Consider the following 17,075-nt stretch of genomic DNA (forward strand, 5'->3'; position numbering starts at 1 on the left):
TGGCGGGCCCGGCCCCGGGCTCCGGCTGACGCGCGAGGGGCGTGGCCGGTCCTACCCCGGCGGCGCGCTGCCGCCGGTCCACGCCGGACCGGGCCGGAGCGACGGCCGGTAGCTACGGGCTGCGCACCAGCTCGGCCGGTGCGGCGTGCCGGCCGCGGCGCGACCCGGAGTAGGCCCGGGCGCGCAGGCCGGCGAGCAACCGCACCGGGCGCAGCCGCGGGTGCTGGTGCAGCACCGGGTCGAACGCCACCGGCCCGGTCCGCTCCTCACCGAGCACGAGCGTGGCCACCGCCCGGCGGTCCCGCGGCCGGGCCTCGACCAGCCGGAACCGCAGCGACCGGGCCCGCACGGCGTCGGGCACGGCGCGCGGGTCGGCCGGCGGGTCCGGCTCCCGCGGCTCCGGCTCGACGAGCAGCCGCACCCGGCCCGCCGCCGTGTCGTAGGGCAGCAGGGTGCTGTAGGTCGCGGTCCGCCAGCCGCGGGCCGGGGCGAGCAGCACGCCCCCGGCGGTCGAGCTCGTGAACAGCAGGTCGACGGCGTCGCGCGTCCCGTCCGGCTCGACGCGGACGGCCACGCCGAGCAGGTCGGGCAGCGCTCCCGGCGTGCCGGCGCCCTTCGACAGCCGCACCAGCACCCGGTGCGGGCCCGGCCCGAGCGCCGCCCCGACGGCCGACCTGGCGTCGTCGATCTGCAGCTCGCCGCCGAGCAGCACGCCGCGCGGGTGGAACGCCGGCCTCCCCCGCAGCCGCGCGAGGCCGCGGAACACCGTCCTGATCACTGCGGGGAGATGCCCACCCCCGGACGGGGGGAAACCGGCGTTCCGGGCACGGACGGCGGCTCCGGTGGTACTACGGGGTGGCGGCGGGAGCGGCCCGCCGGCTGAGGCGGCGCCGGAGCCGGACGGCGGACGCCACGGGAGGCCGGGTCAGGTCAGGCCGAGCACCTGCGCCGGCCGGGCCAGCAGGCCGGGCAGCTGTTGACCGGGCCGCTGCTGCTCGCCGTGCAGCGCGTTCACGACCACCAGCCCGCCCGTGAGGGCCGGGATCACCCACTGGCAGACGCGGAGCCGCCGCTGCGCCGCGCTCGCGGGCTCGGCGGTCCCGGCGGCGGGCTCGGTCGTCCCCTCGACGGGCTGTCCCTCCGCGGCCTCCAGCTTCTTGCCGAGCATCCGGCTGTAGGCCGTCACGGCGAGCGCGGCCACTGTCAGGCCGGTCATGGCCGCGCTCGACGCCGCGACCCCCTTCTGCGCCACGATCCGGCCCTTGTTGCCCCAGCCGACGCCGGTCGTCCCGACGAGATGGGCGCCGATCGCGGCGAGGTTCACCGGGGTCCAGCGGGCCCAGCCGGCGTTCGCGATCCGGAGCCGCTCGCGCGGGTCGGAGGCCTGCGCCGCGGTGCCGTTGACGGCGACGGCACCGGCCAGGGTGCCCCCGAACCAGGCGGCGACGCCCAGCTCGTGCAGGGTGCGGAAGACGGTGTTGCGCTGGGTCATCGGGTCGCTCCGGAGCTGTGCGTGGGATGTCGGGCACCCGGTCCCGCGTCGTGGTCGCGGACCGGCGTCCCCGCCCGGCTACCCGGAAGGTCCGGGCGCACACCGGGCTGACGCTGCGGAAGTCCGGGGGACCCCGCGGTCAGGAACCGACGCTGCCGGGGCCGGCCCCGCTCACGCTGCCCGGTCCGCCGGCGTCCTCGGGATCGGGCCCCTCCCCCGCGCCGCTCTGCGGGCCCTCGCCCTCCAGCACCTCGTCGCCGTGCAGGATCTCTTGGCCGGACAGCACGGTGTCGTCCCCGTGGTCGCGGCCGCCGGTCTCGTCAGGTCGGGTCATGCGGGCGTCCTACCCGCTGGTGGCGAGGGCAACCGCTGCGGGACCGGTCGGCGAAGCGGTCAGGAATCGAGAAGCCCCCGGCATCGGGTCGCTCGTAGCGTCGTCGCCGTCGACAGCACCGTCCGTCCGATCGCCCGGACGCCCTCGTGCCTGCAGGTCGCAGGCCGCACACGTCCGTCCGCCGAGGAGGCCCCGATGAACCGCAACACCGTGATCCGGCAGCTACACCGCTGGACGTCCCTCGTCTTCACGGTCACCGTGATCGTCTGCGTCGTCGCCGTGAGCGGGGTGCTGCCCTTCTGGGTGTTCTACGTGCCGCTGCTCCCGCTGGCCGTACTGCTCCTCAGCGGTCTCTACCTGTTCACGCTGCCGTACACCGCCCGGCGGCGCCGCCGGCGCACCGCGCTCGGGACCTGACCCCGCCCTCAGGCGCCGACGGGCTTGAGCGGGTCGTGGCCCAGGCGCATGAGCTTGTGCCGCCAGGCCGCCTGGCCGGCGGTGGGCTCGAGGTCGTCGCGGCGCTGGGACAGGACCCGGTCGACGACGCGGCGCATGCAGTCGGCGTCGGCGGCGGTGAGGTCCTCGCGGCGCTTGCGCAGGATGGCCAGCACCTCGCGGCCCGTGGAGGTGCCGGCGTGGTCGGGCTCCACCTCCGAGTCGACCGCCGCGGAGTCGGTCCGCAGCCAGTCCTCCAGCTCGCGGGACGTCATGTTCACGACGCGGTGGAACTCGTTCCAGAGGGTGTCGTCGACGTGTTCGGCCATGTCCCGGGTCTACCCCGCGCGCCCCGGCTCACACGGGGCCGGCGGGACCCGGGGACGCGGGATCACACGCCGCGCCCCCGGCCCGCCGTCAGGCCGCGGCGGCCTTCACCTCGTGGCCGACCCGGGCCCGCAGCTCGGCGTACTCCGGCGAGCCGCGCAGCTCGTCCGGGTCGACACCGGAGCGCGGCAGGTCGACCTTCAGGTCGAGGGCGATCCGGCCCGGGCGCGCGGTGAGCACCACGATCCGCGAGCCGAGGAAGACCGCCTCGTCGGCGCTGTGCGTGACGAACACGCTGGTCCGGCCGGTCTCGTGGCTCACCGCCCGGACGTCCTCCTGCAGCCGCTCCCGGGTGAGGGCGTCGAGCGCGGCGAACGGCTCGTCGAGCAGCAGCAGCGGCGTGTGTGCCGCCAGCGCGCGGGCGATCGCCACACGCTGCTGCTGGCCGCCGGAGATCTCCCAGATCTTCCGGTCGGCCGTGCCCTGCAGCCCGACGCGCTTCATCAGGCCCTCGCGCGCGACGGCCCGGTCCGCCGTGTCGACGCCCGCGTCCTTCAGCGCCAGGTCCACGTTGCCGCCCACGGACCGCCACGGGAACAGCCGCGGCTGCTGGAACACCACGCCGCGCTCGCCCCCGGCTGCGGCGGCGCCCCGGAGACCGTCAGCGTGCCCTCGGTCGGCCGCTCGAAGCCCGCGATGAGCCGCAGCAGCGTGCTCTTGCCGCAGCCCGACGCGCCGACGAGCACGAGGAACTCCCCCGGCTCGACGTCGAGGTCCAGCGGCCCCAGCGCCTGGACCCGCTCGCGGCGGCCCGGGTAGGAGTGCGCGATGCCCCGGACCGAGATACCGCCCTCGACGCCGGGCGCGCCCGTCGCGGCCTCCGGGGAGGCGGCCTCAGCCCTGGAGGACATTCGGCAGTCCCTTCGTGTAGAGGCCCTTCTGGAAGGTCGCCAGGTCCGGCGCCGCCGGGATCTGGCCCTGCTCGGCGAGGAACTGCGCGGCGCTCTGCAGGTTCTGCGCCACGTTGCCCGGCGTCCCGTCGGTGCCCAGCCACTCGGCCGACGTCAGCTCCTGCGGGGTCAGGTACACGCCCTGCTTCAGCTGGTTCGCGGCGTCCTCGGGCGTGATGCCGATCTCCTTGGCGATCGCGTCCGCGGCCCCCGCCGGGTCGGACTTGATCGTGTCCAGCGCGCGGGCCTCGACCTTGCGCCAGGTGTCGACGACGTCGGGGTGCTGCTGGGCGAAGGTCGCCGACACCACGCCGAGGTCCAGTGTCGGCTTTGGAGTCCGGGACCGGCGATCCGATCGTCTTCCTCCACGGCAACCCGACCAGCTCGTTCCTGTGGCGGCACGTCGTCCGGAACCTGGCCGGTCACGGCCGCCTGCTCGCCGCCGACCTGATCGGGTTCGGCGACTCCGGCAAGCCGGACGTCGAGTACTCCCTCGCCGACCACGGGCGCTACCTCGACGCCTGGTTCGAGGCCCTCGACCTGCGGAACGTCACGCTGGTGCTGCAGGACTACGGCGCGGCGTTCGGCGTCTCCTGGGCGGCCCGGCACCCCGACCGCGTGAAGGCGCTGCTGCTGGCCGAGCCGGTGCTGCGGCCCATCGAGTCCTCGGCGCTGCCGGACGCGTTCGTGCAGACCCGCGCGCTCGTCCGCACGCCCGGGGAGGGCGAGAAGTTCGTGCTGGAGGACAACCGGTTCCTCGACGAGCTGTTCCCCGCGACGTTCCTGGAGCGCCCGGCGGACGACGTGCTCGCCGAGTACAACCGCCCCTTCCCGACCCCGGAGTCGCGGAAGCCGGTGCTCTACTTCCCGCGGAACCTCCCGGTCGACGGCGACCCCGCCTCGACGGTGGAGTACCTCGACCGGAACACCGAGTGGCTGCGCACCAGCCCGGTGCCGAAGACCCTGCTCACCTTCGAGCCGGGCTTCCTGACCACGCCGGACGTGCTGGCCTGGGCGCGGCAGAACATCGCCGAGCTCGAGGTGAAGGCTGCCGGGGCGGGCGCGCACTTCGTCCAGGAGGAGCAGCCCGAGGCGATCGCCGAGGCCGTCGTCGCGCTGCTGGGACGGGTCCGGTGACGACCGTCGAGCGCACTGTCGTCCGCTACGGCACCCCGGAGCTGGACGACCTGATCGCCCGGATCGCCGAGGGCGCCTTCGAGCGCGAGCGGGACGATGTCGCGCCGTACGAGCAGATCCGCTGGATCAAGGAGTCCGGCCTCGGTGCGCTGCGCGTGCCCGCGACGGAGGGTGGTGGCGGCGCGTCCGCCCGTGAGCTGTTCGACGTGATCGTCCGGCTCAGCCACGCCGACTCCAACGTCGGCCACCTGCTGCGCGCGCACTACGGCACCACCGAGGACATCGTCGCCGGCCCGCCGTCGGAGACCCGCACGCGGTGGATCGAGCGGATCGTCGGCGGCGCCCTGTTCGGCAACGGCAACAACGAGATCGGGTCCGCACTGCCGGCCGGGCAGTCCTCGACGGTCTTCACCGCACAGCCGGACGGCGCGTACACCGTGACCGGCACGAAGTACTACTCCACCGGCACGCTCTACGCCGACTACTCCTTCGTCACCGGCGCCACCGACACCGGGCGGCCGGCGTTCGCGCTGCTCCCCGTGGACCGGGAGGGCGTCACGCTCGAGGACGACTGGGACGGCTTCGGCCAGCACCTCACGGCCACCGGGACCACCCGGCTGGTCGCGGTGCGGGTGGAGCCGGACGAGATCACCGTCGTCCCCGAGGGCGTGGCGCTGCCGCGGTGGCGGCTCGGGCCCTTCTACCAGCACTACCTCAACGCCGTCGTCGCCGGGAACGTGCGGGCCGTGCTCGACGACGCCATCGCCCTGCTCCGGAGCCGGACCCGCAGCTTCACCCACGGCTCGGCGGACCTGCCGCGTGAGGACCCGGTGCTGCAGGCGGTGGTCGGCGAGATCTCGGCGCTGGCGTTCGCGACGGAGGCGGTCGTGCTGGAGACCGCGGGCCTGCTGGACGCGCTCGACACGGACGAGCAGGTCCACGAGGCCGCGCTGCGCGTCAGCCAGGCCCAGATCACCGTGGACGCGCTGGGGCTCGAGGCCGCGGACCTGCTGTTCGAGGTGGGCGGCGCGTCGGCGACCCGGCGCCCCTTCAACCGGGACCGGCACTGGCGCAACATCCGCACCGTCGCCTCGCACAACCCGGCGCGGTTCAAGAGCCGGGCGGTCGGCGAGCACCTCGTGAACGGCACGCCCCTGCCGGACAACACCTACTTCTGATCGGAGATCCCGCATGTCCGCGCGGCGGATGCACCTGAACGCCTTCCTGCTGTCCTCCGGGCACCACGAGGCCTCGTGGCGGTACCCGGCGTCGACGCCCGAGCGGATGTTCGACGCCGCGTTCTACCAGGACCTCGCCCGCACGGCGGAGGCGGCGGCGTTCGACGCGATCTTCCTCGCGGACATCCCGAAGCTCGACGACAACGTCGAGTTCAACGCCGCGGGCGGCTCGACCCGCTCCTCGTCCTGGCATCGGTGGCCGCGGCGACCGAGCGGATCGGGCTGATCGCCACGGCGTCGACCACGTACTCGTACCCGTGGAGCCTCGCCCGTGCGCTCGGCACGCTGGACCACCTGTCCCGCGGACGTGCGGGCTGGAACATCGTCACCACGGCCCCGCGCGCCGCGGCCCGCAACCACGGGCTGGACGAGAGCCCGGACCCCGCGACCCGGTACCAGCGGGCGGACGAGTACGTCGACGCCGTGCTGCGGCTGTGGGACAGCTGGGAGGACGACGCGATCCGGCTCGACCGGGGGGCGGGCCGGTACGTCGACCCGGCGAAGATCCATCCGCCGCGCGTCGACGGCCGCTTCGTGACGGTCGAGGGGCCGCTGACCAGCCCGCGCCCGCCGCAGGGCTACCCGGTGCTCGTCCAGGCGGGGTCGTCCAATCCGGGCCGGGCGTTCGCGGCGACCTACGCCGAGGCGATCTTCACCGCCCAGCAGCAGCTGGAGGACGCCCAGCGCTTCTTCACCGACATCAAGAAGCGGACGGCGGACGCCGGGCGCGACCCCGAGCACGTGAAGATCCTGCCCGGGATCAGCCCGTTCATCGGGAGCACCGAGACCGAGGCGAAAGCTCTCGAACGCGAGTTCAACGAGCTGACCAGCGTGGAGTTCGGGCTGATCCAGCTGGAGGACTTCGCCGGGGCCAAGGCCGACCCGGCGGGTCTCGACGAGCCCGTGCCACTGGAGCTGTTCGCCGGCGCCGGGAACGTCGACGACAACACCTGGAGCCGTCGCCAGGTCGTCGCGGGGATCGTCGAGCGGGAGCGGCCGACCCTGCGGCAGCTGCTGCACCGGCTGGCCGGGGCGCGCGGGCACCGCGTGGTCGTCGGCACCCCCGAGCAGGTGGCCGACGCCATGGAGGAGTGGTTCGTCCAGGGCGCGGCCGACGGCTTCAACGTCATGCCGCCGTACCTGCCGGGCGGCCTCGAGACCTTCACCGGTACGGTCGTGCCGATCCTGCGGGAGCGGGGGCTGTTCCGGGAGGGCTACACCGGACACACGCTGCGGGAGCACCTCGGCCTCCCCCGCCCCGGCAACCGGCACGTGGAGCCTCCCGGCTGAGCCGGCCGGTTACGGTTCCCCCGTGGCTGTGCAGCGGGGCCTGGCGTTGCTCGTCGCCGGGGCGTTCTTCATGGAGATCCTCGACGGGACCGTGATCGCCCCGGCGGCCCCGCACATCGCGGCGGACCTGGGCGTGGCCCCGGTCGACGTCAACGTGGCGATCACCGGGTACGTGCTGACCCTCGGCGTGCTCATCCCGGTCAGCGGGTGGCTGGCCGACCGGTTCGGGGCGCGCCGGGTGTTCTGCGCGGCGCTGGCGATCTTCGTCCTGGCCTCGGCGGGCTGCGCGCTCGCGCCGAACCTCGGTGCGCTGACCGCCGCCCGCGTGGCGCAGGGCGCGGGCGGGGCGATGATGGTGCCCGTCGGCCGGCTGGTCGTGCTGCGGACCACCGCGAAGACCGACCTGGTGCGGGCCATCGCCTACCTGACCTGGCCCGCCCTGCTCGCGCCCGTGCTCGCCCCGGTCGTCGGCGGGGTGCTGGCCGAGTACGCCTCCTGGCGGTGGATCTTCGTGATCAACGTGCCGCTCGGGCTGGTCGCGCTGGTGGTGGCGCTGCGGGTCGTGCCCGGGCTGCGGGCGGACACCCCACCCCCGCTCGACCGGGCCGGCTTCGCGCTCACCGCCCTCGGGGTCGCGGCGCTGATCGTCGGGCTGGAGGGCCTGGGCTCCGGCTTCTCCCCCGGGACGCTCACGGCACTGGCGGTCGCCGTGGTCGGCACCGGGCTGGCGGTGCGGCACCTGCTGCGTGCCGAGCGCCCGCTCGTCGACCTGCGGATCCTGCGGGTCGCGACGTACCGGGTCACGGCCGCGAGCGGCTCGGTGTACCGCGCGGTGATCACCGCGATCCCGTTCCTGCTGCCGCTGCTGTTCCAGGTCGGGTTCGGCTGGTCCGCCGCGCAGGCCGGCGCGGTGGTGATCGCGCTGTTCGTCGGCAACGTCGCGATCAAGCCCGCGACGACCCCGATGATGCGCCGCTTCGGCATCCGGACGGTGCTGCTGGCCTCGATCGCCGTGGGTGCGGCGTGCCTCGTCGGGATGGCGTTCCTGCAGCCCACGACGCCGCTGCCGCTGCTGGTCGCCCTGCTGCTGGTCAGCGGCATCGCGCGGTCGACCGGGTTCACCGCCTACAACAGCGTCGCGTTCGCGGATGTCGAGGCCGGCCGCATGAACCACGCCAACACGCTGCTCTCCACGTTGCAGGAACTGGGTGCGGGGCTCGGCGTCGCGGTCGGCGCCCTGCTCGTGCGGCTCGGTGAGGCGGTCCCGGCCGTCACCGGTGCGGCGGGGCCGTACCGCGTCGCGTTCGTGCTGCTCGCGGTCGTCCTCGCGCTCCCGGCGGTGTCGGCGCTCCTCCTGGCCCGGGACGCGGGCGACGCCGTCACCGGTCGCTGACCCGCCGACCGGTCAGGGCCGCACCGCGGAGATCGCGAGGCCGGCGGACTCGGACCGCACACCGACGTCGTCGAACCCGGCCGCCCGCAGGGCACCGCCGACGGCGGTGGTGATCCGGTCCGGGGGCTGGGGCCCGGCGGGTCCGAAGCAGACGTGCAGGCGCCCGCCCGGGCGGAGCGCCTCGCGGAGGACGGCGAGCTCACGGGCCGGTGAGCGGGTCCAGAACACGTTGACGTTCACCGAGAACGCACCGTCGAACTCCGCGGCCGGAAGGTCGAGGGCGGCGAGCTCGGCGGTGCGGACCTCGAGGAGACCGGCCCCGACGTGCGCCGCATTGCGCCGCAGGGTCCGCTCGGCGGCGACGGCGGAACGGTCCACGGCGAGCAGCCGCGCGCCGCGCCGGCACACCAGGTCCGCGGCCACCCCCGGCCCCGGCCCGATCTCCAGGATCCGCTCACCGGGCCGCGGGTCCAGCAGGTCGACGGCCCACGCGACGCGCTCGGGAACGGACACACCGGACATCCTGCCCGGTGCAGCCGGAGCCCGTCAGGCGGATCCGGCGGCCTCGGCGTAGGGCTGCAGCGGCGGCTCGGTCGCCACCGGCGGGGTCGTGGCGAGGGCGTCGGCGACCGTGGTGAGGACCTGCGCGAAGTCGGTCGGGAAGGTCACCGGGTCCACGCCCGGCTGGAAGGGCTGCAGGCAGACGGCGCGGTCGATCCGGTCCGGGTCGGCGGGGCCGTCGTGGTCGAGCGCGTCGACGACCAGCGCGTAGGAGACGGCGTCGCTGGTCCCGATGGTGAGGTGGTCGGCGGGGTGCGCGGGGCAGATCGCCTGCAACGAGACGTTGCGGACGTTGCCCCCGCTGTCGCGCAGCGCGGAGCTGGCCGGCGGGGCGGCGTCGGGCAGCAGCGGCGGCGTCTCGACGTCGGGCACCTCGACCTCGTCGAAGTCGGTGTAGGCCACGGTGTAGTCGACCTCGTCCCAGGTCTCCCGGCCGGCGTTGAGGGTCGCGATGAACCGCGCGTCGGCCCGCTGCTGCTGGATCGCGGGGGCGCAGCCGCCCGGCGCGAGACAGATGCCGTTCGCGACGACCGTGCCGTGGTTGGACGGGGCCAGCCCGACCAGGTCGTCCACGGCGTCGCGGGTGTCCGGCCAGAACTTGAGCGCCCAGCGCGTGATCATGCCGCCCTGGCTGTGCCCGACGACGTCGACCGGGCCGCCGGCCCGATCGCTCATGGTCCGCACCGCGGACACGACGTACTCGGCCGCGACCTGGATGTCGCCCATGCCCTTGTCCGGCAGCGCGACGGTGCAGAACGGCCGGCCCTCCGCCGCGAACGCCCTGGCGTAGTTCCAGGAGAACTCGGCCATCGCCCGGCCGATCAGCTGATCAACGAGCGGCCGGAGGGCCCGGATGCTCCCCGGCCGGGTGGTCGGCGGACACCGCCGCCAGCTGGTCCGGCAGGGCGCCGAGGAGCACCGGGAGGCTCAGCACGGTGACGAAGCCGCCGATCGGGTCCAGCGTGGTGCCGCGTCGTCGGAGACGAAGAGGTCCCGTCCCTCGCTGTGCACCGCCCGCGCCGTGTAGGAGGGCTGCCCCAGCACGGACTGCTGGACGCCTCGCCGCCTGCGTCGAGCCAGACGACCGCGTCGACGTCGAGGACGTCGCTGCGCTCGAGGCTCACGGTCGCCCCGAACTCCTCGCCGGCCAGCTCGTCGACGACGGGCGGGACGGTGAAGCCGAGCTCGCCGAGGACGCGGCTGCGCGGGTCCTTGCAGCCGTAGACGTAGTACTGGTTGTCGTCGAAGGTGGCGACCTGCCGAACCACTCCGTGGTCCCACCACGATCCCGCCGGCACCATGATCATCATCTACAGGAGCAGAGCATGATCGTGGGTTGTGGATCGAGATCCGCGGTGAGCGCAGGATCCGCTCCACAACCAGCGATCATGACGCGACCAGGCCGGGGCCGCTGCCGCAGCAGGGCAGCCGCCGGCCCGGCCACTACCCCGCGCGGGTCGGCTCAGCGGCGGCGGAAGCGGGTCAGCATGCCGCGAGCGCGCTCACGGTTGCGGGGGTCGGCGGCCATGCGGCGGCCCTGGTCGGTGAGCCGGCGGCCGCTGGGGCTCTGGAGGAAACGCTTGACTCGTTCGACGATCGGCATGCCCCCGGATACCCCGAGCACCGCCGATTCACGCATACAGGACGAACCTCACGTGCCGCAGAACGTGCGGAAGGCACCGAAGCTCGGCGGGGCCGGGAGGGCGTAGGCCTCCAGCCCGGGCCGCTCCTCGAACGGGCGCGCGAGCACCGCGAGCAGGCGGTCCAGCGGCGCGCGGTCACCGCCGACGGCGGCCGTCAGCGCCTCGTCGACGAGGTGGTTGCGCGGGACGTAGATCGGGTTGACCCGGTCCATCGCCGCGGCGACCTCGGTCCCCGCCAGCGCCGGCAGGAGCGCGCGCCACCGCTCGGCCCAGGCGTCGAACCCCTCCCCGACCAGCGCCCGCACCGGCTCCGGTTCGCCGGCCGCCGCCTTCGCCAGCGCCCGGAAGAACGAGGTGAAGTCGACCTTCCGCTCGTGGAGCAGGGCGAGCAGGTCGTCGACGAGCGCGGTGTCCTCCCCCACGCCGTCGGTCAGCCCGAGCTTCGCGTGCATGCCCGCCCGCCAGTGCCGGTCGTAGCGGTCGCCGAAGGTCAGGAGCACCTCGGTGGCGGCCGTGATCGCGGCATCGGTGTCCTCGCCGAGCAGCGGGAGCAGCGCCTCGGCGAACCGGGCGAGGTTCCATTGCGCGATCGCGGGCTGGTTGCCGTAGGCGTAGCGGCCGCCGTGGTCGATCGAGCTGAACACCGTGGCGGGGTCGTAGGCGTCCATGAACGCGCACGGGCCGTAGTCGATGGTCTCGCCGGAGATCGTCATGTTGTCGGTGTTCATCACGCCGTGGACGAACCCGACGAGCATCCAGCGCGCGAGCAGCTCCGCCTGCGCCTCGACCACGCTCGTGTAGAGCGCGAGGTAGGGGTTGTCCGCCCCGGCCGCGGCCGGGTGGTGGCGGGCGATCGCGTGGTCGGCGAGCCGGCGCAGCAGGTCGGTGTCCCGGGTCGCCGCCGCGAACTGGAAGGTGCCGACCCGGATGTGGCTCGCCGCGACCCTGGTCAGCACCGCGCCGGGCTCCATCCGGTCCCGCACGACCTGCTCCCCGGTCCCGACGACGGCGAGCGCACGCGTGGTCGGGATCCCCAGCGCCTCCATGGCCTCGCCGATCAGGTACTCGCGCAGCATCGGCCCGAGCGGCGCCTTGCCGTCGCCCCCGCGCGCGAACGGCGTGCGCCCGGATCCCTTGAGGTGCAGGTCGCGGCGCCGTCCGCGGGTGTCGAGCACCTCGCCGAGCAGCAGCGCGCGCCCGTCGCCGAGGCGCGGCACGTACCCGCCGAACTGGTGGCCGGCGTAGGCCATCGCCACCGACGCGGCGCCCTCCGGCCGGGCGTTCCCGGCCAGGACGGCGACGCCCTCGGGCGTCCGCAGCGCCTCGGCGTCGACGCCCAGCTCGGCGGCGAGCTCGTCGTTGAGCACGACGAGGGAGGGCTCCGGGGCGGGCGCGGCCTCCCACGGCACGCACAGCTCGCCCAGGTCGCGGACGTAGGAGTTGTCGAACGTGAACAGCGACCCGAGCGCGAGACTCATGGGACCGAGGCTAACCCCGGGTCCGCCCGGGCGCCGGTCGCGCCCGGCAGGATGCGGCACGTGATCGTCTGGGTGAACGGGACCTTCGGGGTGGGGAAGACGCAGGTCACCCATGAGCTGCGCCGACGGCTGGGCCGCGGCTGGGTCGCCGATCCGGAGCTGCTCGGGTTCGCCGTCCACCGCATGCGCCCGCCGGCGCTGCGCCGGGACTTCCAGGACGACCCGGTCTGGCGGCACGCCCTCCGGGAGGTGCTGCGCGACCTGGCCCACCGGCTCGACGAGCCCGTTCTCGTCCCGATGACACTGGTCGTCGACGCCTATGCCGACGAGATCCTCGGCGGACTGGCGGACCTCGACCTGCGGCACGTCACGCTGACCGCGCGCCCGGAGACGGTGCGACGGCGGCTGCGCTCGCGGGGCGGGCCGGTTCGGGACCTCTGGGCCCTCCAGCAGCTCGAGCGGTGCACCGCCGCCCTCGCCGCTCCCCGTTTCGCCACCCACGTCGACACGGACGTCCGGACGGTCGACGAGGTGGTGGAGGCGGTCGCCGACGCGGCCGGTCTGGAGCTGCGGCGTCCCCGCGAGCCCCGGGCGACGGCGTTCCTCCGGCGTCGGCTGGTGCAGCTCCGGCATGTTCGCTGAACGAGCTGCACGACCGCGCGCGGGACGCGGGGAACCGGCACGTCGCGCTGATCGTGTCCGGGGTCGCGGTGCTCGCCGCCATCCGCGGCGGCGACCTCGCCGCGGGCCTCGCCTGGTCCGACCGCATGATCACGCACCGGCTGGTCCTCGGCGTGTCCGACGGTCCGGTCGCCCTGGTGCTGCGGGCCACCCTCGCGGCCCTGGCCGGCGAGCCGCTCACCGCCGTCCGGCTCTACGCGGCGGCCCGCACCCAGGCGCTGCGCAACGGCCTGCGCTGGCCCGTGGTCCCGAGCACGCCCGACCTGTTCGACCGCGCGACGGGTGCGTTGACCGGGGCCGAGGTGCTGCGGGCGCAGGCCGACGGTGAGCGGCTCACGCTCGCCGACGTCGTCACCGACCTCGGGGTCGCTGAGTCCGCCCCCACCTGATCAGCCGGTCACGGCCGCACATCAGTACCGCACGTCGCTCTGCAGGAGCGGCGGGTAGACCTCGGACGCCTCGCCGTCGACCGTCGTGCCGGCGAACTGCAGCATCGCCCGCAGCGGGCCGTGCAGCGGCGCGGGGTAGTCGAGCGCCGGCGCCGACAGCTCGTCGAGCAGCGTGCGCTGCGCCGCCGTGAGCTCGACGTCGAGCCCCGCGAGGTTCTGCTCGAGGTGCCCGATCCGGCGCGCCCCGAGGATCGGCACGACTGTGCCGGGCCGGGTGCGCAGCCAGGCGAGGGCGACCGCGGCGGACGTGGTGCCGAGCTCCTCGGCGACGGCCGCGACCGCCTCGATCACCTCGTACTCCCGCTCGTCCGGCTGCCCGACGAAGGCGGTGCGCGCGGAGTCGCCGACCGCGGCGCCGCGGCGGTACTTGCCGGACAGGAAGCCGTTGCGCAGCGGACTCCACGGCACCAGCGCCAGGCCCTGGTCCTGCGCGAACGGGGCGATCTCGCCCTCGACGGTCCGGGCGAGCAGCGAGTACTCGACCTGCAGCGCGATCAGCGGCGTCCAGCCCGCGAGCAGCGCCCGCGTCTGCGCCTGGGCGGTCACCCAGGCCGGCACGTTGGAGAAACCGAGGTAGCGGACCTTCCCCGCCCGCACGACGTCGTCGAGGGTCCGCATCGTCTCCTCGATCGGCGTGTGCCGGTCCCAGTTGTGCAGCCAGTACAGGTCGAGGTGGTCGGTGCGCAGGCGGCGCAGGGACTCGTCGAGCTGGGCGAGGATCGCGGACCGGCCGGCGCCGCCGCCGTTGGGGTTGCCGGGGAAGAGGTTGGTGAAGAACTTCGAGGCGACGACGACGCGGTCCCGCCGCCCGGGCACCGCGGCCAGCCAGTCGCCGAGGATCTTCTCGGAATGGCCGTTCGTGTAGAAGTTCGCGGTGTCCACGAAGTTGCCGCCGTGGTCGGTGTAGAGGTCGAGGATCTTCTCCGACTCCTCGACGCTGCACCCGGCGCCGCCGGGGTCCTCGCCGAAGGTCATGGCGCCGAGCGCGAACGGGCTGACCCGAAGCCCAGAGCGGCCGAGGGTGACGTAGTGGTCGAGTGGCACGGGGGCCTCCGGAGGTCGTCGGGACGATGCCGTCCAGGGAAGCCGCCGCGGGGCTCCGCGCGGTAGACCGATCCCACCCACCTCGTGCACGATCCGCTCGATCGCGGCGGGATCGGGTTGCCGCCGCGCGGTCCGGGGTGCTTGCGTGTCGGCATGCGGCACACGGCCCCGGAGCTCCTCGCCGAGCTGTGCGCGCTCCTCGACGCGCACGCCGGGTCCGCCGTCACGACCACGGTCGACGGCCTGCTGCTGGGCCGCGCGGACGGCGGCCCGGAGCCGGACCACAGCCTCACCGAGCCGCTGCTGGTGATCATGGCGCGGGGCGGCAAGCGCCTGCTGCTCGGCGACCGGGTGCACGAGTACCGGGCGGGCGACCTCCTGCTGGTCACCGCCACCCTGCCGGTGACCGGCCACTTCTTCGACGCGACGCCCGAGACGCCCGCGCTGGCCCTGGCGCTCGTGCTGCGCCCGTCGCTGATCGCGTCGCTGTCGCTGGATGCCCCGGCCCCGCTACGGGCGCGGCGGGACACCCCACAGCCGGCCATCGCGACCGGGCCGGCCGGCGTCGACCTGCTCGACGCCGCCGCTCGGATGCTGCGCCTGCTCGACCACCCCGCCGACGCGCCGGTGCTCGCCCCGCTGATCGAGCGCGAGATCCTCTGGCGGGTGCTGACCGGCCCGCACGGCGAGGTGCTCCGCGAGATCGGGCAGACCCGCAGCAGCCTCTGGTACGTCGGACGCGCGATCGCGTGGCTGCGCGAGAACTACGCCGAGCCGGTGCGGATCGAGGACCTCGCCGCCCGCGCCGGGATGAGCCCGTCGACCTTCCACCGGCACTTCCGCGCGATCACCGCGCTCAGCCCGATCCAGTTCCAGAAGCGCATCCGGCTGCAGGAGGCCCGTTCGCTGCTGGTCGCGCGGCCGGACGACGTCGCCGGCGTCGGGCACCTCGTCGGCTACGACAGCCCGTCCCAGTTCAGCCGGGAGTACCGCCGCCTCTTCGGCCTGCCGCCCGGACAGGACGCCACCCGCCTCCGCTACGCCGCCCCGCCCGACGGCGCCCGCCTGCCCTGAGCCCGTCCCCCGGCGGCCGTCCCGGTCACCTGGTCCAGGCGAGGTGCCGCCCGCGCGGCGGCCCGCAGGCTGACGACCATGACGAGGACCGGGAAGGCCGGCGGCGGCGCGCTGGCGACCGCGAAGGCGGCCGTGCTGCCGCTGGCACTGGCGCAGTTCGTGGCGAGCTACGCGGCGTCGAACATGAACGTCGCGATCACCTCGATCGCCGACGACCTCGGCACCTCCGTCACCGGGATCCAGACCACGATCACGCTGTTCACGCTGACCATGGCGGCGTTGATGATCCCGGGCAGCAAGCTCACCGACATCTGGGGCCGCAAGTTCTGCTTCCTGCTGGGGCTGCTCGTCTACGGCGCCGGCGCCCTGCTCGCCGCGTTCGCGCAGGGGCTGCCGCTGCTCATGATCGGCTACTCGCTGCTCGAGGGCGTCGGGTCGGCGCTGCTGATCCCGCCGATCTACATCCTCATCACGGTCCTGTTCGACGACACGACGACCCGCGCCCGCTACTTCGGCGTGGTCAGCGGGGCGGCCGGCATCGGCGCCGCGGCCGGGCCGCTCATCGGCGGCCTGATCACCAGCTACGTCAGCTGGCGGGCGTCGTTCCTGCTGCAGGTCGTGATCGTGGCCGCGATCGCCTGGCTCGGGCGCGGCATCGCCGACCCGCCACTGGCGGCACGTCGCCCCGCCTTCGACTGGGTCGGGGCGGTGCTCTCGGCGCTGGGTCTGTTCCTGGTGGTGTTCGGCGTCCTGCAGAGCGGGGCCTACGGATGGGGCAGGGCGACGAAGGACTACACCGTCGGCGGCGTCGTGATCGTCCAGCAGGGCGGGGTGTCCCCGGTGTGGATCTACGTCGGGCTCGGCGTGGTGGTCCTCGCCCTGTTCGCCGCCGTCGCGTGGGCCCGCGAGAAGCACGGCCGCACCCCGCTGGTCTCGGTCCGGCTGTTCGCCAACCTGACCTCCAACCTCGGCCTGCTGACCCAGAACCTGCAGTGGCTGGTCCTGCAGGGCGCGTTCTTCGTGATCTCGGTGTTCCTGCAGCAGGTCCGCGGGTTCTCGGCGATCCAGACGGGCCTGCTGCTGATGCCCGCGACGGTCGGCCTGCTGCTGTCCTCGGCGGCCGCACCCCGGATGGCCCGCCGGCACAGCCAGCGCCGGCTGATCCGCTTCGGCTTCTTCGTCACCACCCTCGGGCTGGTCCTGCTGCTCGCGCTGGGTGGCACCAGCCCCAGCGTCTGGAGCTTCGTCCCCGGCCTGTTCCTCATGGGCCTCGGCGTGGGCATCATGCTCACGGCCTCGGTCAACCTCGTGCAGTCGGCCTGGCCGGAGGAGGTGCAGGGCGACATCTCCGGCGTCTCGCGCAGCGTCTCGAACCTGGGCTCCTCGCTGGGTGTGGCGGTCGCCGGCTCGCTCGTCGCCGGCGCGATCCCGGGCGGCGGGCAGTACTTCTCGGCGCTGGTCATCGTGGGCGCCTTCGCGGTGCTCGGGTGGATCGCCGCGCTGCTCATCCCCCGCAAGCCCCGGCAGCAGGTCCCGGCGGGCTGAACCG

Annotated in this window: 20 protein-coding genes and 1 pseudogene; 10 read left to right on the forward strand and 11 right to left on the reverse strand. The window is 74.5% G+C overall.

Annotated elements, in window-relative coordinates; all coding sequences use genetic code 11:
• Positions 1-112: 112 nt before the first annotated feature.
• The 3 genes from AB0B41_RS24950 to AB0B41_RS24960 all read right to left on the reverse strand — a co-directional run bounded on the left by AB0B41_RS24950 (position 113) and on the right by AB0B41_RS24960 (position 1,826).
• The gene (locus AB0B41_RS24950; RefSeq protein ID WP_358207304.1) at positions 113-778 is read right to left on the reverse strand and encodes a hypothetical protein; all 666 of its coding nucleotides are present in this window, start codon (positions 776-778) and stop codon (positions 113-115) included.
• A 147-nt stretch (positions 779-925) separates the two neighbouring features.
• A complete protein-coding gene (locus AB0B41_RS24955; protein WP_358207306.1) occupies positions 926-1,492 on the reverse strand; it encodes a hypothetical protein in 567 nt (188 codons plus the stop codon).
• A 139-nt stretch (positions 1,493-1,631) separates the two neighbouring features.
• Positions 1,632-1,826, reverse strand: coding sequence for a hypothetical protein (locus AB0B41_RS24960; protein WP_358207308.1), 195 nt, complete (start codon positions 1,824-1,826; stop codon positions 1,632-1,634).
• A 195-nt stretch (positions 1,827-2,021) separates the two neighbouring features.
• On the opposite strand from AB0B41_RS24960, the gene AB0B41_RS24965 reads away from it, so the two are divergent.
• On the forward strand, positions 2,022-2,243 hold the full coding sequence (locus tag AB0B41_RS24965; RefSeq protein WP_358207311.1) for a hypothetical protein: 222 nt from the start codon (positions 2,022-2,024) through the stop codon (positions 2,241-2,243).
• Positions 2,244-2,251: 8 nt separating this feature from the next.
• On the opposite strand, the gene AB0B41_RS24970 is transcribed toward AB0B41_RS24965, so the two are convergent.
• From AB0B41_RS24970 to AB0B41_RS24980, 3 genes and pseudogenes are all read right to left on the reverse strand, one after another.
• A complete protein-coding gene (locus AB0B41_RS24970; protein WP_358207313.1) occupies positions 2,252-2,590 on the reverse strand; it encodes a DUF3140 domain-containing protein in 339 nt (112 codons plus the stop codon).
• An 88-nt stretch (positions 2,591-2,678) separates the two neighbouring features.
• Positions 2,679-3,499, reverse strand: a pseudogene (locus tag AB0B41_RS24975) (ABC transporter ATP-binding protein).
• The gene (locus tag AB0B41_RS24980) at positions 3,483-3,848 is read right to left on the reverse strand and encodes a hypothetical protein (RefSeq protein WP_358207316.1); all 366 of its coding nucleotides are present in this window, start codon (positions 3,846-3,848) and stop codon (positions 3,483-3,485) included. Before AB0B41_RS24980 ends, AB0B41_RS24975 begins: the two are co-directional and overlap by 17 nt.
• 20 nt (positions 3,849-3,868) lie before the next feature.
• Between AB0B41_RS24980 and AB0B41_RS24985 the strand changes: the two genes are divergently transcribed.
• Genes AB0B41_RS24985 through AB0B41_RS25005 form a run of 5 tightly spaced genes read left to right on the forward strand, consistent with a single transcriptional unit; the run spans position 3,869 to position 8,596 of the window.
• Entirely contained in the window at positions 3,869-4,675 is an 807-nt protein-coding gene (locus tag AB0B41_RS24985; RefSeq protein ID WP_358207318.1) for a haloalkane dehalogenase, read from the forward strand.
• Positions 4,672-5,853 (forward strand): acyl-CoA dehydrogenase family protein, encoded by a 1,182-nt coding sequence (locus tag AB0B41_RS24990; RefSeq protein WP_358207320.1) that lies wholly within the window; start codon positions 4,672-4,674, stop codon positions 5,851-5,853. Before AB0B41_RS24985 ends, AB0B41_RS24990 begins: the two co-directional genes overlap by 4 nt.
• A gap of 13 nt (positions 5,854-5,866) precedes the next feature.
• Positions 5,867-6,139 carry a hypothetical protein gene (locus AB0B41_RS24995; RefSeq protein ID WP_358207322.1) on the forward strand — a complete coding sequence of 91 codons (273 nt, stop codon included), beginning with the start codon at positions 5,867-5,869 and terminating at the stop codon, positions 6,137-6,139.
• The gene (locus AB0B41_RS25000; protein WP_358207325.1) at positions 6,109-7,203 is read left to right on the forward strand and encodes an NtaA/DmoA family FMN-dependent monooxygenase; all 1,095 of its coding nucleotides are present in this window, start codon (positions 6,109-6,111) and stop codon (positions 7,201-7,203) included. Before AB0B41_RS24995 ends, AB0B41_RS25000 begins: the two co-directional genes overlap by 31 nt.
• Positions 7,204-7,225: 22 nt before the next feature.
• The gene (locus tag AB0B41_RS25005) at positions 7,226-8,596 is read left to right on the forward strand and encodes an MFS transporter (protein WP_358207327.1); all 1,371 of its coding nucleotides are present in this window, start codon (positions 7,226-7,228) and stop codon (positions 8,594-8,596) included.
• Between the two features lie 12 nt (positions 8,597-8,608).
• Here AB0B41_RS25005 and AB0B41_RS25010 read toward each other — a convergent pair whose 3' ends face one another.
• The 4 genes from AB0B41_RS25010 to AB0B41_RS25025 form a co-directional block, all read right to left on the reverse strand.
• Positions 8,609-9,109 (reverse strand): methyltransferase domain-containing protein, encoded by a 501-nt coding sequence (locus tag AB0B41_RS25010; protein ID WP_358207329.1) that lies wholly within the window; start codon positions 9,107-9,109, stop codon positions 8,609-8,611.
• A gap of 33 nt (positions 9,110-9,142) precedes the next feature.
• Positions 9,143-9,967 carry a lipase gene (locus AB0B41_RS25015; protein WP_358207332.1) on the reverse strand — a complete coding sequence of 275 codons (825 nt, stop codon included), beginning with the start codon at positions 9,965-9,967 and terminating at the stop codon, positions 9,143-9,145.
• A 652-nt stretch (positions 9,968-10,619) separates the two neighbouring features.
• Positions 10,620-10,796, reverse strand: a complete 177-nt coding sequence (locus AB0B41_RS25020) for a hypothetical protein (RefSeq protein WP_358207334.1) — start codon at positions 10,794-10,796, stop codon at positions 10,620-10,622.
• Between the two features lie 12 nt (positions 10,797-10,808).
• Positions 10,809-12,278: a protein adenylyltransferase SelO gene (locus tag AB0B41_RS25025; protein WP_358207336.1), complete on the reverse strand. Its 1,470-nt coding sequence runs from the start codon at positions 12,276-12,278 to the stop codon at positions 10,809-10,811.
• A 60-nt stretch (positions 12,279-12,338) separates the two neighbouring features.
• Here AB0B41_RS25025 and AB0B41_RS25030 point away from each other — a divergent pair, with 60 nt between their 5' ends.
• Together AB0B41_RS25030 and AB0B41_RS25035 are read left to right on the forward strand one after the other, a co-directional pair.
• Positions 12,339-12,920, forward strand: a complete 582-nt coding sequence (locus AB0B41_RS25030; protein WP_358207339.1) for an AAA family ATPase — start codon at positions 12,339-12,341, stop codon at positions 12,918-12,920.
• Positions 12,921-12,973: 53 nt separating this feature from the next.
• The gene (locus AB0B41_RS25035) at positions 12,974-13,348 is read left to right on the forward strand and encodes a hypothetical protein (RefSeq protein WP_358207341.1); all 375 of its coding nucleotides are present in this window, start codon (positions 12,974-12,976) and stop codon (positions 13,346-13,348) included.
• 21 nt (positions 13,349-13,369) lie between these two features.
• Here AB0B41_RS25035 and AB0B41_RS25040 read toward each other — a convergent pair whose 3' ends face one another.
• Positions 13,370-14,452, reverse strand: coding sequence for an aldo/keto reductase (locus AB0B41_RS25040; protein ID WP_358207343.1), 1,083 nt, complete (start codon positions 14,450-14,452; stop codon positions 13,370-13,372).
• A 153-nt stretch (positions 14,453-14,605) separates the two neighbouring features.
• Between AB0B41_RS25040 and AB0B41_RS25045 the strand changes: the two genes are divergently transcribed.
• Positions 14,606-15,526, forward strand: a complete 921-nt coding sequence (locus AB0B41_RS25045; RefSeq protein ID WP_358207345.1) for an AraC family transcriptional regulator — start codon at positions 14,606-14,608, stop codon at positions 15,524-15,526.
• Positions 15,527-15,604: 78 nt separating this feature from the next.
• Positions 15,605-17,071 (forward strand): MFS transporter, encoded by a 1,467-nt coding sequence (locus AB0B41_RS25050; protein ID WP_358207348.1) that lies wholly within the window; start codon positions 15,605-15,607, stop codon positions 17,069-17,071.
• Positions 17,072-17,075: the final 4 nt, after the last annotated feature.

The organism is Pseudonocardia sp. NPDC049154, from assembly GCF_040648315.1.
Lineage (GTDB): Bacteria > Actinomycetota > Actinomycetes > Mycobacteriales > Pseudonocardiaceae > Pseudonocardia.